Raw genomic sequence first — 14,943 nt, 5'->3', positions numbered from 1 at the left:
CCCATCGCCGGCAAGCCGGCTCCCACAGGGACAGCGCATGCCTTGAACACTGCACTGACCCTGTGGGAGCGGCTTTAGCCGCGAAGAGGCCGGCACAGGCAACACAAGGCCCCAAGGGCCACACCTTCTCCGCACAAGAACAATCGCTTCCACCGAGAAGCAAGAGGGTCCACATGAACAGCAAATCCGCCGTCGCCGCACCGCAGGCCGTGGCCGGGATCGGTCGCCATCGCTTCCTGGTCCTGGCACTGATCTTCGTCATCACCGTCATCAACTACGCCGACCGCGCCACCCTGTCGATTACCGGCACCGAGGTGCTCAAGGACCTCGGCCTGGACCCGGTCATGCTGGGGATGATCTTCTCTGCTTTCGCCTGGGCCTACGCCCTGGGCCAGGTGCCTGGCGGCTGGTTGCTCGACCGCTTCGGCGCCCGCCGGGTCTACGGCATCAGCCTGATCCTCTGGTCGCTGTTCACCCTGCTGCAAGGGACCGTGGGCTGGATGGGCCTGGCTGGTGTGTCCGCCGCCGTGGCGCTGTTTTCCATGCGGTTCATGCTGGGCCTGGTGGAGTCGCCGGCCTTCCCGGCCAACTCGCGCATCGTCAGTTGCTGGTTCCCCACCCGCGAGCGCGGCACCGCCTCGGCACTGTTCAACTCGGCGCAGTACATGGCCGTGGTGGTGTTCGCACCGTTGATGGCGTGGATGACCCATGCGCTGAGCTGGGAACAGGTGTTCATCTGGATGGGCGTGCTGGGGCTGGTGCTGAGCGTGGTGTGGTTCCGCTTGTACCACGAGCCGCACAGTGCGCCAGGGCTGAGCCCCGAAGAGCTGGACTACATGCGTGAAGGCGGCGCCCTGGTCGACCTGGAAAAGGAACGCAAGACCGCCAAGAGCAAACCGACCCGGGCCGAGCTTGCGCAACTGTTCACCAGCCGTAACCTGTGGGCGGTGTACCTGGGCCAGTACTGCATCACCGCGCTCACCTACTTCTTCATCACCTGGTTCCCGATCTACCTGATCAAGGGCCGTGGCATGACCATCATGGAGGCCGGCTGGGTGGCCGCGTTGCCGGCAATTTGCGGTTTTACCGGTGGCATTCTCGGTGGCTTCGTGTCCGACTGGCTGATCCGTCGTGGCGTGCACCCGTCCAGGGCGCGCAAGACCCCGTTCATCATCGGCATGGGGCTGTCCACCAGCCTGGTGCTGGCCAACTATGTGGACGGCAATGCCGCGGTGATCGCCCTGATGACCCTGGCCTTCTTCGGCAAGGGCCTGGCGGCGGTGGGCTGGGCGGTGTTGTCGGATGTGGCGCCGAAGAAGATGGTTGGCCTGTGCGGTGGCGTGTTCAACGGCATCGGCAACATTGCCGGTATCGTCACCCCGTTGGTGATCGGTTATGTGGTGGCCAGCACCGGCTCGTTCCACAACGCACTCTGGTTCGTGGCCGCCCATGGCGTGCTGGGGATCCTCGCTTACCTGTTGCTGGCCCGACGCTTCGAGCGTACCGGGCAGGCGTAGGCAGACGCCTGGCAACAGAGGCCCCGGGAGACCGGGGCTTTTTTGTGGCTGGCAGAAAGTGGTGATGCCTGCACCGGCCCTTTCGCGGGCTTGCCCGCTCCCGCAGGTACACCACAGGTTTGAGGGGCGTGAAGTATCTGCGGGAGCGGGCGAGCCCGCGAAAGGGCCAGTACAGCCACAAACACACCCAAATGAAAAACAAAAGCTCCAGACGGCCTGGTGACGCGATCGGGCATGCCATTCGCGACATCTGGCGTTCATGGAAATGCCCTGTCGTGATCGAACAGTTCCGGGGCGTTCTCGTGTAATTTCCCACAGCCCTGCGGGGCTTAAATGAAGCCCGACCTGCACTGACACGTTGCTCTGTGACGCGTGCCAAATATCAACAACAGAGCGCGAGTAACGTGTCGACTTATTGATTTCAAAGGAGATATTTTCGCCTACACCTGCCCGTCCATCCTTGTGTCAGCAAAAAGAGAACAACATCAATGAACACCGTGGGATCTGATGGCAACCTTGCACAAGGTTTCAAGCCACGTCATGTAACGATGCTGTCCATCGCCGGCATCATCGGCGCCGGACTTTTCGTCGGCTCTGGCCACGCCATCGCGGCAGCCGGGCCAGCTACCATAATTTCCTATTTCGTGGCCGGGACCCTGGTGGTACTGGTCATGCGCATGCTCGGCGAAATGGCCGTGGCACACCCGGACACCGGATCGTTTTCCACCTACGCCGAGCAGGCCATCGGCCGCTGGGCCGGCTACACCATCGGCTGGCTGTACTGGTGGTTCTGGGTACTGGTAATCCCGATCGAAGCACTGGCCGCCGGGCATGTGCTGAACGCCTGGTTCCCGCAGGTGGACAGCTGGATATTCGCCCTGGCTTCGGTGCTGCTGCTGGCTGGTACCAACCTGTTCAGCGTGGCCAAGTACGGTGAGTTCGAGTTCTGGTTCGCCATTCTCAAGGTCACGGCCATTCTCGGTTTCATCGGCCTGGGTTTCGCCGCACTGATGGGCTGGCTGCCCAACCGCGAGGTCAGCGGCCTGAGCGGCTTGATGGCCGAGCACGGCGGCTTCGCGCCGAAGGGCTGGTCGGCCGTGGTGGGTGCGTTCATCACCGTGATGTTCAGCTTCATCGGCACCGAAGCGGTGACCATCGCCGCGTCCGAATCGAGCGACCCGTCGCGCAACATCGCCAAGGCCACTCGCTCGGTGATCTGGCGCATCAGCACCTTCTACATTCTGTCGATCTTCGTGATCATTTCGGTGGTGCCGTGGAACGACCCGCAGCTGGCGGTGGTGGGTTCCTACCAGCGTGCGCTGGAGATCATGAACATCCCCAACGCGGCCTTCATGGTCGACCTGGTGGTGCTGGTGGCAGTGACCAGCTGCATGAACTCTTCGATCTACATTGCCTCGCGGATGATGTACTCGCTGGCCAAGCGCGGTGACGCCCCGGCCATGCTCAACAAGACCTCCAAGGTCGGTGTGCCACGCGCTGCGGTATTCGGCAGCACGCTGATCGGCGCGGCCATTGCCATCCTCAACTACTTCGCGCCGAAGGGCGTGTTCGAGTTCCTGCTGGCCAGCTCCGGCGCCATTGCCTTGCTGGTGTACATGGTCATCGCCATTTCGCAGCTGCGCATGCGCCGCCGCCTGGAGCGGGAAAACACCGAGCTGAAGTTCCGCATGTGGCTGTTCCCGTACCTGACCTGGGCGGTGATCCTGTTCATTGGCGGGGCACTGGCGGTCATGATGTTCACGCCTGAACACCGGGCGGAAGTGAGCTCGACATTGGGCCTGGCGATCGTGATTTCCTTCCTGGGGATCGTGACCACGCGGGGCAATGCGCAACCTGTGGGGGTGCGTTCGATGGGGTGATTGAGTTCACCTGGCGGTAGGGCAAAGGGCACCAGTGGATGGGTGCCCTTTGTTTTTTTGAAACACTTGTTCGGTGTCGTTGACGGTCGAACGGCGACTCCCCGGGCGTAGACTCCCTTTCGAATTCATAAAGGGAGTCGATGCATGAGCGCAGAACAACAAGACCTACAAGCGCCGCCGGCCCTTCCTTTGGTAAAGGATGACCGTTTTGAGGAAGTGCTGGCGTTGATTCAAGGCGCCAGGCAGCGGGTGGTGCAGGCGGTCAATACTCAACTGATCGAGTTGTACTGGCAGGTTGGTGCCTACATCAGTCGCAAACTGGAGCAGGCGGAGTGGGGTGATTCGGTGGTCAGTCAGCTGGCTGTGCATCTTGCTCGAACGCAGCCTGGATTGCGCGGGTTCACTCGTGCGAATTTGTTCCGGATGCGTCAGTTCTACGATTCATATCGAGGTGATGAGAAAGTCGCACCACTGGTGCGACAATTGTCTTGGAGCCACAACCTCATCATTCTGGGACAGTGCAAGCAGCGCGATGAGCGCGCGTTTTATGTGCGCATGGCTGTTCAGGAGCGTTGGTCAAGGCGTGAGCTCGAGCGTCAACTGAAAGCCGCATTGTATGAACGCAGCATCGCTAGCCCGGCAAAAGTTTCAGCGGCGCTGAGGCAGAATTATCCGGCGGCCATGGATGTTTTCCGAGATGCCTACATGGTCGAGTTCCTTGGCCTGCCTGGGGACCATGCTGAAGCTGACCTGCATTGCGCACTGATGGAGCGGCTCAAACAGTTCCTGAGCGAACTGGGCCGGGATTTCTGCTTCGTCGGCTCTCAATATCCGCTTCAGGTTGGCGGCCGGGATTTCGCACTGGACTTGCTGTTCTTTCACCGTGGCCTCAACTGCCTGGTAGCGATCGAACTGAAGGTTGGTCGCTTCGAGCCCGAGTACCTGGGCAAGCTCGATTTTTATCTGGAGGCGCTGGATCGCAATGAGCGTAAGCCTCATGAAAACCCTGCCATCGGCGTGTTGCTATGCGCCAGCAGGGACGACGAGGTGGTCGAGTACGCACTTAATCGCAGTTTGTCTCCAGCGCTGATAGCGGAGTATCAAACGCGCTTGCCGGACAAGGCACTGCTGCAAGCCAAGCTGCATGAGTTCTATGCCTTGGGCGCTTCTGAGGAACAGGGCGCTTGAGCACCCATCAAATGCCGCACTTCACGCTTTCCATATAACGCATCACTGCCGGCGCTTTCTCGAAGCGCCGGTGGATCAGGCTAAGCCACGAGCTGGCCTGGCAGTCGACAATACGCCGGTAGTTCACCTGCGGCAGGCTGATGCGTTGCACCACCGACTCTGGCACCACTGCGATGCCTTGGCCGAGTGACACCAGGGTGATCACCGCCACCAGGCTGCCCGGCTGGGGGCCGAGCCTCGGGACGAAACCACCTTGTGCGGCCACTTCCAGCGTGCCGGAGATCTGTTCGGGCAGGATGAAGGTTTCATTGGCCAGGCGCGAGGCCGGGATCTGCGGCACTTCATTTATCCGTGAGCTGGCGGGCAGGGCGAGGACGAAACCTTCCTGGTGCAAGGCGATGGCTTCAAGCTCCTCGGGCAGCTCCATCGGTGAGCGCACATAGGCAAGGTCGAGCAGGCCGTCGCGGACCATGCCGGGCAGTTCGGCCATGGGCAGTTCGCGAATGTTCAGGCGCACGCCGGGGCAGGATTCGCTGTAGCGGCTGACTTGCTGCTGGAGCATGCCCGAGTACGCGGCCGAGGCCACATAGCCTAGTTCTATGCGCCCGCTTTCGCCTCGGGCGGCCCGTTGCGCGCCCAGTTGTGCGGCATCGAATTGGCGCACGGCATGTTCGGCCTCGACCAACAGGGCCTGGCCCGCTGCGGTGAGGTTGACCTCGCGCTGGTTACGCTCGAACAGGCGCACGCCCAGCTCGCGCTCCATGTCCTGGATCTGCCGGCTTAGGGTGGGCGGGGCGATGCCCAGCTGTTCGGCGGCACGGGTGAAGTGACCGTGGCGGGCGACGCAGAGGAAGTAGCGGAAATGGCGGATTTCCATGGGTGTTACCTGCAGGGTAATGACGCGGGCCGCCGGGGCTAACAAGCCTGGGGGCTGGCGGCGTTATGTTGAGGCCAACACTACAAGGCTGGTGGCTTGGCGGCAAAGGCTGCCGGGGAATTGCAGGGGACCGCTTTGCGGTCCATCGCAGACAAGCCAGCTCCTACAGGTATTGCGCAATCCTTGAAGGCGGTGCGGTCCCTGTAGGAGCTGGCTTGCCTGCGATGGGCTGCAAGGCAGCCCCGGCGATTTGACCAACCAGCCCTGCATCCGGAGCCTCACCATGCCCTCTGCGCGTTTCACCCTGCTCACCGCCTCCCTGGTCTGCGCCCTGATCATCCTCGACACCAACATCGTCGCGGTCAGCCTGCCCAGCATCGCCCGCGACCTGTCCGGCTCGTTCGCCGATATCGAATGGGTGGTCAGCGCCTACCTGCTGGCCTTTGCCGCCTGCCTGCTGCCCGCTGGCAGCCTGGCCGACCGCTTTGGCCGCCGCCGCATGCTGCTGCTCGGCCTGGCCCTGTTCGGCATCGCCTCGCTGGCCTGTGGCGCGGCGCCCAACCTGCTGTTCCTCGACCTGGCCAGGGCAGCCAAGGGCGTTGGCGCGGCGCTGCTGCTGACCTCGGCACTGGCCGCGATCGGCAACCGCTTCCACCAACCCCAGGAGCGCATGCGCGCCTGGGCCTACTGGGGCGCCTGCATGGGCGCCACCATCACCTTTGCGCCGCTGCTGGGCGGGTTGATCGCCAGCACCCTTGGCTGGCGCTGGATCTTCTACATCAACCTGCCGTTGGTGGCAGTGCTCGCAGTGATGGTGCTGCGCAGTGTCGAAGAGTCCCGTGACAGCACTGCGGCCCGGCTCGACCCATGGGGCAGCCTGACTTTCGCCGGCAGCCTGGGTTACCTGATCTGGGCAATGATCGATGCCAACCAGGTGGGCTGGGGCAGTGCGCAAACCCTGGGACGGCTGGTGATCAGCGCCTTCCTGTTCGGCCTGTTCGTCATGGTCGAACGCAGCCAGGATCGGCCGATGATCGACCTGCGGCTGATGCGTAGCGGGCGTTTCGTTGGTGCCTTGCTGGGCATGTTCGCCTACGCGGCCTGCGCCCAGGTGATGATGACCCTGCTGCCGCTGTACTTGCAGAATGGCTTGCAGCTGTCGGCCCTGGCCGCAGGGGCGGGCATGTTGCCGTTTGCCGTGGCCATGCTGCTGACGCCACGCCTGGGCATGCGCCTGGCTGCACACTTGAGCCCGGCGCAGGTGTTCGCGCTTGGGCTGGTGCTGGTGGGGGCGGGTAACCTGTTGTGTGCCTGGGCCACGCAGCAGGGCGGTTACGGTGCATTCGCCCTGGCCAGCCTGGTGCTGGGCGCTGGCGCCGGGCTGCTGAATGGCGATACGCAGAAGAACATCATGGCTTGCGTGCCACGTGAGCGCACCGGCATGGCTTCGGGGTTGAGCACAACCACGCGGTTCGGGGCGATCGTGCTGGCCATCGGTGGGTTGGGTGGTGTGCTGGCTGCACGTAGTGGGCAGTTGCTGTATGAGGCCATGGCTGCCGTGGCGCCTGGGCAATCGGGGCAGGTTACCGCGATGGCGACGCGGGTTGCCGCTGGGGACTTGCAGGCGGCATTGGCATTGCTTGAGCCCGGGTTGCGGGAAACGGTGGCCCCCTTGGCCCGCCAGGCGTTCATCGGGGGCTTCGAAGCCGTGTTGCAGATCGCCGGTGTGGCGGCGCTGCTGTTCGCGATGCTGGTCGGCGTGTTGCTGAGCCGGCCGCTGCCGGCCATGCCGGAGGTGTTGCTGGCCGAGGGGCAATCATGAAGCGTACGGCGGGGCACCACGACACAGCGACTGGGGGCATCGAGCCCCTCGTCGCGGCATTCGACAATCAGTCATTCAACAGCCATGGCTTCAGTTCCTTGAGGTTGCTCACCACCAATTGCTGCGCCTCGGGAAGTACTGCCAGGTTGCGGTGGTCGATCTGGTAACGCTGCAGCACGTACTTCACCAGCGCCCTGCGGCTGGGCACCACCAATTGCCCCTGCGTCATGCCGAAGTCGGTTTCGATGATTGCCTTCTGCGCCGCGTTCAATCGCCCGTCAGGTTCGAAGATGACCGGCACCTCGACATTCCAGTCTTCATCCTGCTCGCGCGTGTTCGGCGATTGGTCGAGCAAGTCTGGCTGCCCACGCAGGCGGCTGAGGACGAAGTCGCGATACTGGCCGTTCTTTTCGCAGTAAGCCCTCACGTGCCAGCGCATGCCGGTGTAGACAAGCGTGTGCGGGGCGATGAGGCGCACCTCCACGTTGGGGGTGTTGAAGGACACGTATTCGGTTTCCAGGCGCAAACCTTCACGGCAGGCCTTGAGCAAGGGGCGCAGCACTTCCGGGCGAATAGGCCGGTCCGGCACTTCCAGCACCCGGGTATGCGCATAGGCCAGTGCCAGCCCGTCGATGTGCGGGGCCCGCTCATTGTTCTGATAAAGCAGGTGCAGGTAGGCGCTGGCGCTGTCGTCGATGAACAGCGGCTTGAACTGCTTGCTTGGTACATAGCCCTTGAGCTGCTTGTCATATGTCAAGTTTTTGGGCGCATGTTCGGTGATGTAGGTATTGATGTCCTTCGACGCCTGCTGGCGGCTGATGCCAAAGCTCTGCATCAGGTGGCCCGTGGTCAGCCGGCCTTCCCACCAGGCAACGGTCTCGATCAAGCGATAGCGAAGTGCCAGGTCCCAGCGTACCTGCTCGATGGATTGCTTGCGTTTCATACCCTCTCCATGTGCGCGATAACTTTACCTGTATAAGTCTACATTCTAGACCTGTCACTAAACACTACATATCGTGTTCCTGTCTTCGAAATAAATTGAAGTCACGAAAGGAAGTGGACATGACCATGTCTGAAGCGGTTTCAACAGGAGCGTTGGTGTTGATCGGGGTGATCCTGGTGGTGCTCCTGATGCAGTACCTGCGATTGCGAGAAATCTGGCACCTGGTTTTCGCCTGTCGCCAGGACGCGCGTTGGGCGCGGATATGGGAGATGGAAAACCGGGAGCTACGCTCGGCACAGCGTGCCGACAAAGCGCACATCGCGCAGCTGCAAAGCAAGCTGGTGCTTTTGCAGAACCTGGTTTCTGCAGAAAAGTGACAAGGGAAGACATGAACAGACTTGAACGGATCAAAGGCTGCCTGCTGGGTGGCGCAGTGGGAGACGCGCTTGGCGCCCCCGTGGAGTTTCTCGAGTGGCCTGTGATCAAGGCCAGGTTCGGCGCGCAGGGCATCATTGATCTTGCCCCGGCCTACGGCATTACCGGTGCGATCAGCGACGATACGCAGATGATGCTGTTCACCGCTGAAGGCTTGCTGCGGGCTTATGTGCTTGGGAGCTCACGGCAGCCCCGGCATGTCCCCAGCATTATTCATCACGCGTTGCTGCGCTGGCTGATGACACAGGATTACCCCTCGACGATACCGGTGACCACGGATGGCTGGCTGATCAAGCACGTGGAGCTCTGGTCGCGCCGCGCCCCCGACGCAACTTGCCTGAATGCGCTCAAGAGCAGCGGGCGGCTGGGTGCGGTTGCCGAAAACAACAGCAAGGGCTGCGGTGCCCTGGTACGGGTTGCACCCTGTGCATTCTTTGCCCATGCATTTGACTACGCGGCGCAGTCCGGTCGACTGACGCACGGACATCCCACCGGATACCTGGCGGCAGGGCTGTTCGCCGACATTCTCCAGCGCATTGTCGATCGACAAGATAGCGTGGAGCACGCTGTGACTCAGAGCCTGGCCAGGTACGGGCAGGTGCCTGGCATGGAAGAAACGCGCAGCCTGATCGAGCGCGTGCTGTTCTTCTATTACGAGGGCTATACACCCACCCCGCAACGCATTGACGATTTTGGCGCTGCTTGGGTCGCTGACCAGGTGCTGGCGGTTGGGTTGTGGTGTGCGCTGACAGCTCGGTCACTCGAAGAAGGGGTAGCCATGGCGGTGAATCACAGCGGCGACAGCAGCAGTACCGGGTTGGTCGCCGGGCACTTGCTGGGTGCGCAACATGGTGCTGCCGCTATTCCTGGCCGCTGGCTCGAGCACCTGGAACTGCGCCAGGTGATTGCGCAGGTAGCCGAAGATATCGAGCGCATTCCGCGGGAGTATTGTGGGGTTGGCGGGGAGTTCGATCAGCAGATCGAACTGGCTTATCCGGGTAGTTGAACGCAGTGAAGGCCATGAGTTTGCACAGGGGCCGAGGAGCCGGGACGTTTCGTTTTACAGCCCGCCCCCGGTTCTGGAGTCGAGTGGATGATATTGATATCCACTCGAAATTCCTCGATGAGCCTGTTGATCGCTTGATCGCCACTGAACTGGGCAGCCGAGATCCCTATAAAAAGTAGACCAATCCGTCAAGATGCTGGTCCGGTGGGTTTGAAACTTTATGTTGCAGCTGTTAATCGGTATCATTAAGATTAAATTTCAGGACGCAAGGAGAGCATTGTCCATATAAAAAGAAGGTCATAAAAATAATGCTGAAGATGCTCCTCGTGTATGTTCATCTGCTCGCCACCTGTATTGCCCTCGGTAGGGTCTTGCTTGCCGATCACAAGCTTTGGAGTTGGCGCAAGGAAGCGCTGGATCAGGCAAAGCATGAGTACCTGGAAGAAACCAGGAAAATTGCCACCCTCGCGTTACTGGCTCTTTGGGGCAGTGGTCTGTTGTTGATACTTCAGGGATATCTTCTCGAGGGCGCAGCGTATTTGCTCAACCAGAAGCTCTGGGCCAAGGTTGCGGTTGTCGCGCTGCTGACATTGAACGGCGGTCTGTTACATCGCATCGGCTTCCCGTTGTTGCAAAAAGCCCCTTTCGTCTTGTTACCGGGTTCCGACCGCGGCCGCCTTGCACTCTTGGGGGCGTTCTCCATGAGTGGTTGGCTGTTCGCCGCTTTTCTGGGGGTAGCCCGAGCCTGGAACCATGTCATGCCATGCATGCATGTGATGGCGGTGTTCACGGCATTCGCTTTGCTGGCTTGTATCGTGGCGCTTGTGGTCGCCAGCACGGCAGGCACCGTGGAAACTACGGCTTCATAGTGGCTGTGACACAACTCAAGCGTAAATAGAATGAAACTTCCCGCGGCGCAGGAACCAGGCAGCGTATTCGTACCCCCCCGACTTCGGGGTGAGTTGCCCCACTAATGGGTGTGATACCCCAGCAGTTTGTGGGCACCATTAACTGAGCGCTTCAAGCGCTGAACAATGTCTGCTGGTCTTCCTGTTGCCCCGACATGTTTTTGCGGGGCTGGCAAGCCAATTGCTGAGTGAGCATATCCTGTTCATCAAAGGTGCAGAGTCGGGAAGCAGCGAAGCTGACAGTACCTATTGAGTGATTGCAGGTAACCATCGGTTGGCGGCACAAATACCCCTGGCTACTCAATAGAAGCATTGCTGCGCGCCTCTACAACCGCCCAAGGGAGATGCTTATGAGCCACTCCAGGCATACATTTGTGCGGCGGGCGCTGCCGAAGTTGTGTTTTCTGGCCTGCCTGCTGATGGTTACGCTGGTGGTGGTAGCCGACGAACTTCAAGGCAATGACAATCCAGGTAACGAAAAGTGGCTGGAGCCGGCGCGCTCCAGGCTCATGCATGTGACTGGCGCGATGCCGTTCTTTCCGCATCGGGCCAATACCCCCGGCAACCTGGTTCTCAATGTGCAGGACTTCGACAACGCCCAGGTATGCGGTGCTTGCCATACGGAAATCTACAAGCAGTGGCGCTCATCAATGATGTCCCAGGCCTGGGATGAACCTATCTATCGGGCGTTGCTCAAGCGTGCGAGTGCAGCCACGGAAGGCAAGGTCGACAACTTCTGCACCGGCTGCCATACCCCGATCGGTCTCACGACCGGGCAGATCAATTCGCAAGTCAATCGCTCCTCGATTGAAGACAGCGCCAAGAATCATCCGATGCCTGGGGTCGATTGCGAGAGCTGCCACAACATCAGTACCCGCACAGGCCTCGATAATGGCGCCTATGTTCTGAGCCCTAGGGCACATGGTAAACCGACCAAGTTCGGCCCGCGCAAAGATGCCGTGTCGCCGTATCACGATACCGTATATTCCGCTCTACACACGCGCTCGGACTTTTGTGGCACCTGCCACAACGTCACACATCCCTTCAGCAGCGTGGCGGTCGAGCGCACGTATGACGAGTGGCAGGAGAGCGCGTACAGCCTTGACGGTATCACTTGCCAAAGTTGCCATATGCCGGGTTTTGCGGGTAAGGCCGCGATCATGGGGCCAGACCGCGAAGATGTAGCCTCGCATTGGTTCAGCGGGGCCAACGCCATGATGCTCAAGTATCTTGGCCAGGAAGAGGGCGCGCAACGCGCGCGCGACATGCTTGCGCGCGCAGCGGAAATAACCTTCCAGCAACCGCCGGCAGTCATCACGCCCGGGCAATACACCTCGGTAGCCGTCAAGGTTGCCAACGTCGGCGCCGGGCACAAATTGCCGACCGGCTTTCCGGAGGGCCGGGAGATGTGGATCGATTTCCAGGTGCTGGATGCCAGTGGGCGAGAGCTCTATCGGCTGGGCTCGATCAAGGACGGCAAGACCGAGGACAACACGCGAAACTTCAAAGTGCACATAGGCGACAAGGACGGTAATCCGTTGGATGTGGAGGTGTGGAATGCCACGCAAATACTCTCGGACAACCGCATACTGCCCAAGGGTTACGAAATCGGCGAGTTCTCCTTCCTGGTACCGACCGACGCCGTCGGTCCGTTGACCCTGACTGCCACCCTGAACTACTGGCCGTTCTCGCAGAAACTGGCCGACTACCTGCTCGGCAAAGACCAACTGCAGGTGGAAATCACCCAGATGGCCAAAGCCACGCAGAGCGTCCCCCTGTCCCCGATCACTGCGTACCGACCCTAGCGGCATATGTTCATGCGCTGGTGGTGACGGTATGGATCGAAAACGCCTGCTATATGACCAGGCTGGAGGACGCGCTATATCGATCAGCCCTTGGCGTCATTGGCTGGCTTGGCTTTGCTTTCAGCTACAGCGGCTTCTGCTTTCTGCTTCTCTGCGAGCTGGAAGGCCTGCATCGAGGCTTTGCGGGCTGACTCCATGCGTGCGAAGGTCCGATCACCACCGCCGGAGGCCATCGCCAGAGAAGAAGCGGTCAGAGCGGCGGCTACGAACAGAACTTTCATGGATTTCATTTGTGTATCCTCAAGTAAAACTTTGTCAACTGCTCAGCATGACACCCAGCACGGTTTGATTAGAACGTGCTGTTGTTGGCTGTAACTAGATTCAAGTGATGTTTATCTATTAAATTGCAGGGTTGGGTTGTCAAGGTAATAGTGGTTTCTCGAATGAATTTTTAATCATTCGGTCATGTCCATTTTCAGGTAACGAAAAACATCATTCGCACTAAGTGCCTATGAGTTTAACTTCCACTTCTGGGGGGCAGGTGAGGCCTGGAACTTTGACGGCGAGCGGATCAGGCCGTGCCAGTAGGGGCGGCGGGGCTTCCACCCCATTCGAGGAAACGGATCTTGTGAATCTCGCCCTTACTGTCTTCATATACTACGGTCACCGGTACCACACCGGTCTTGTCGGATGTGTCGGTGCGCTGCAATACCCGTTTCACATCGATTTCCATCCCATAGTGATATTCGACGGCAGAGACATGCGCGCCGGGTTCTTGCAGGCTGTTATGGTCAAAGACACTTGGTGCGAGACTGGAAATCACGGCACTTACAATTGTGGCCATGCTCATAAGGCTGTACCTCTACTGAAGTTCGCTTGACAAGGACCTAATCTGACACGCCGAGAAAGTGAAGTTCATTTCACCACGACGAACGCGCTTGGCTGAAACGCCTGTAGTGGCAAAAAACTCCCTGCAATTCCCCGTGCCTGACACATTTCGACCATTCGTCCTTTGACCCCCGTATCTGTTGGGCGAAGTCCGTTTTTGAGGCTGGCCGAGCACGGGGAAGGGCAGTGTGGTGTTCAGCGCATCATGCCGAGTTCGGCATCATCCAGCAGTGCTTTGCCCAGGGCGCAGAGGTAGTGCGCGGCCCAGATCAGCTTCGGTTTGTCTTCCATCAGGCCGTCGATGGTCAGGTCCCGCGCGTAGCCCATCAGTTCCGAGGCTTGTTCACGGGCGTTCTGGCAGGGTATGCCGGGTTCGATGCGGAACAGTGGATGGGTCTGGTTTTCACCTTGGTAGAAGATGGTTTTACCGACTGTGCATTGGGTGTCTTCGTTGGCCATTGATCTATCTCCCTCGTGTTGCAGGTGCTTGTGCTGCCCCTGTCTCCGGCAAGCCCGGTTCTCATGGCAGGGGCCCTGTGGGAGCGGGTTTACCCGCGAACACCGGCGCAGCCGGTGCCATGCACCGCGTTGGATTTTTCGCGGCGGTTCGACGCCTCGATGAACCCACTCCCACAGATACAGCACTTGGCATGAAGTGAATCAGTGCAGTGGTTGCGAGGCCGCTGGCTTGTGTATTTGCGCCAGCGCTGATTCGAGTAATTTGCGCAGGGCTTCAAGCTCGTGCATCGACGCCATGATCAACAATGACGCTGGCGATCGCGGCTGCATCAGCATTGCCTGCTGCGCTACGGCTTCTGCACAGAGCGCGTAGTCCGAGGCCAGCATGATGGTGTCTTCCAGGGAATGGAGTTGGTGGGGTGGGTCGGGGACAATCTTCAGCATATTTTGGTCCTCAGTGGAGCGACCAGCGCTTGCTGTCAAACAAGTGGTGGCAGCCGTGTATGGGTTGACAGACCGGTGAAGACCAAACCGGCGCACACGAGGTGCCCCACACACAGCCGCCATAGGCAAAACCGTGTGCTTGGTCGTCATCAGCCTGTCAAAGCTGGTCGTTGATGTACAACGACCCGACGAGACTAAAACTCTGAAAAAACGACCGCAATGGAAAACAGGCGCTGGGAGTATCTTTGGGAAACGTCCTACGCGAAAGGGGTTAAATCTGATTTTACGGGCTCGCTCAGCCCAAAATCCAAGCACAAAAAAAGACGCCCGAGGGCGTCTTCTTCCTTGGAATTTGGTGGAGCCGGGGGGATTTGAACCCCCGTCCGCCAGTACTCCGCTGTCGGTACTACATGCTTAGCCGTGTCTACTGAGTTAATCCGCAGCCGCCCGACGGGCAGGGTGCTTTGGACGAGTTGGGTAAGTTTTAGTCGCTTTGCCCCCAACGTGCTACACGACGATCCTGTTCTGTATGACAATCATTTCGGGTTTACAGGCATCCCCTGATGATTGCTGGAGCCGAAGCTACCAGGAGAGCGGGCTCAGCTGCTTACGCAGCGAGAGCGTAACCCTCGTAGTTTTCGTCATTGGCAACTATAGAAAGTTGCAACAGTGGATTTACGAGTTCTGTTACCAACTCGGCATGCACCTAGAGTTTCGCTACCGGCGTCGAATCCTGATCGGCCCCACACTAGCTCTAAGCTAACGCACCTT

14 protein-coding genes and 1 other RNA gene are annotated in these 14,943 nt (G+C 59.8%); 8 read left to right on the top strand and 7 right to left on the bottom strand.

What is annotated here, in order from left to right:
- Positions 1 to 173: 173 nt before the first annotated feature.
- The 3 genes from ABNP31_RS22870 (at position 174) to ABNP31_RS22860 (ending at position 4,585) form a co-directional block, all read left to right on the top strand.
- Complete coding sequence (locus tag ABNP31_RS22870) at positions 174 to 1,517, top strand: MFS transporter (protein WP_085663599.1); 1,344 nt, start codon at positions 174 to 176, stop codon at positions 1,515 to 1,517.
- Between the two features lie 488 nt (positions 1,518 to 2,005).
- Positions 2,006 to 3,397: a GABA permease gene (gabP, locus tag ABNP31_RS22865; RefSeq protein ID WP_075046444.1), complete on the top strand. Its 1,392-nt coding sequence runs from the start codon at positions 2,006 to 2,008 to the stop codon at positions 3,395 to 3,397.
- Between the two features lie 144 nt (positions 3,398 to 3,541).
- Positions 3,542 to 4,585, top strand: coding sequence for a PDDEXK nuclease domain-containing protein (locus ABNP31_RS22860; RefSeq protein WP_085663601.1), 1,044 nt, complete (start codon positions 3,542 to 3,544; stop codon positions 4,583 to 4,585).
- Positions 4,586 to 4,592: 7 nt separating this feature from the next.
- Here the strand turns inward: ABNP31_RS22860 and ABNP31_RS22855 are convergent, their stop codons facing one another.
- A complete protein-coding gene (locus ABNP31_RS22855) occupies positions 4,593 to 5,462 on the bottom strand; it encodes a LysR family transcriptional regulator (protein WP_085663602.1) in 870 nt (289 codons plus the stop codon).
- Positions 5,463 to 5,745: 283 nt separating this feature from the next.
- Between ABNP31_RS22855 and ABNP31_RS22850 the strand changes: the two genes are divergently transcribed.
- Entirely contained in the window at positions 5,746 to 7,284 is a 1,539-nt protein-coding gene (locus tag ABNP31_RS22850; RefSeq protein WP_085663603.1) for an MFS transporter, read from the top strand.
- 67 nt (positions 7,285 to 7,351) lie between these two features.
- Here the strand turns inward: ABNP31_RS22850 and ABNP31_RS22845 are convergent, their stop codons facing one another.
- Positions 7,352 to 8,227, bottom strand: a complete 876-nt coding sequence (locus ABNP31_RS22845; protein WP_025340723.1) for a WYL domain-containing protein — start codon at positions 8,225 to 8,227, stop codon at positions 7,352 to 7,354.
- A gap of 119 nt (positions 8,228 to 8,346) precedes the next feature.
- Here ABNP31_RS22845 and ABNP31_RS22840 point away from each other — a divergent pair, with 119 nt between their 5' ends.
- The 4 genes from ABNP31_RS22840 to ABNP31_RS22825 all read left to right on the top strand — a co-directional run bounded on the left by ABNP31_RS22840 (position 8,347) and on the right by ABNP31_RS22825 (position 12,381).
- Positions 8,347 to 8,604 (top strand): hypothetical protein, encoded by a 258-nt coding sequence (locus ABNP31_RS22840; protein WP_085663604.1) that lies wholly within the window; start codon positions 8,347 to 8,349, stop codon positions 8,602 to 8,604.
- Between the two features lie 11 nt (positions 8,605 to 8,615).
- Complete coding sequence (locus ABNP31_RS22835; RefSeq protein WP_085663605.1) at positions 8,616 to 9,668, top strand: ADP-ribosylglycohydrolase family protein; 1,053 nt, start codon at positions 8,616 to 8,618, stop codon at positions 9,666 to 9,668.
- Positions 9,669 to 9,976: 308 nt separating this feature from the next.
- Positions 9,977 to 10,537, top strand: coding sequence for a hypothetical protein (locus ABNP31_RS22830; RefSeq protein WP_085663606.1), 561 nt, complete (start codon positions 9,977 to 9,979; stop codon positions 10,535 to 10,537).
- A gap of 389 nt (positions 10,538 to 10,926) precedes the next feature.
- Positions 10,927 to 12,381, top strand: a complete 1,455-nt coding sequence (locus ABNP31_RS22825) for a cytochrome c family protein (protein ID WP_238066954.1) — start codon at positions 10,927 to 10,929, stop codon at positions 12,379 to 12,381.
- 83 nt (positions 12,382 to 12,464) lie between these two features.
- Here the strand turns inward: ABNP31_RS22825 and ABNP31_RS22820 are convergent, their stop codons facing one another.
- The 5 genes from ABNP31_RS22820 to ssrA form a co-directional block, all read right to left on the bottom strand.
- A complete protein-coding gene (locus ABNP31_RS22820) occupies positions 12,465 to 12,671 on the bottom strand; it encodes a co-regulatory protein PtrA N-terminal domain-containing protein (RefSeq protein WP_085663608.1) in 207 nt (68 codons plus the stop codon).
- A 281-nt stretch (positions 12,672 to 12,952) separates the two neighbouring features.
- Positions 12,953 to 13,231 carry a DUF2790 domain-containing protein gene (locus tag ABNP31_RS22815; RefSeq protein ID WP_085663609.1) on the bottom strand — a complete coding sequence of 93 codons (279 nt, stop codon included), beginning with the start codon at positions 13,229 to 13,231 and terminating at the stop codon, positions 12,953 to 12,955.
- A 233-nt stretch (positions 13,232 to 13,464) separates the two neighbouring features.
- Positions 13,465 to 13,728 carry a DUF3077 domain-containing protein gene (locus ABNP31_RS22810; protein ID WP_025340716.1) on the bottom strand — a complete coding sequence of 88 codons (264 nt, stop codon included), beginning with the start codon at positions 13,726 to 13,728 and terminating at the stop codon, positions 13,465 to 13,467.
- A 201-nt stretch (positions 13,729 to 13,929) separates the two neighbouring features.
- Positions 13,930 to 14,172, bottom strand: a complete 243-nt coding sequence (locus ABNP31_RS22805) for a hypothetical protein (RefSeq protein ID WP_350012790.1) — start codon at positions 14,170 to 14,172, stop codon at positions 13,930 to 13,932.
- A 353-nt stretch (positions 14,173 to 14,525) separates the two neighbouring features.
- Positions 14,526 to 14,917: a transfer-messenger RNA gene (gene ssrA / locus ABNP31_RS22800) on the bottom strand.
- Between the last annotated feature and the right edge of the window lie 26 nt (positions 14,918 to 14,943).

It is taken from the genome of Pseudomonas asiatica, from assembly GCF_040214835.1.
Taxonomy (GTDB): domain Bacteria; phylum Pseudomonadota; class Gammaproteobacteria; order Pseudomonadales; family Pseudomonadaceae; genus Aquipseudomonas; species Aquipseudomonas putida_Z.
This window is presented reverse-complemented; position numbering and strand designations above follow the sequence as displayed.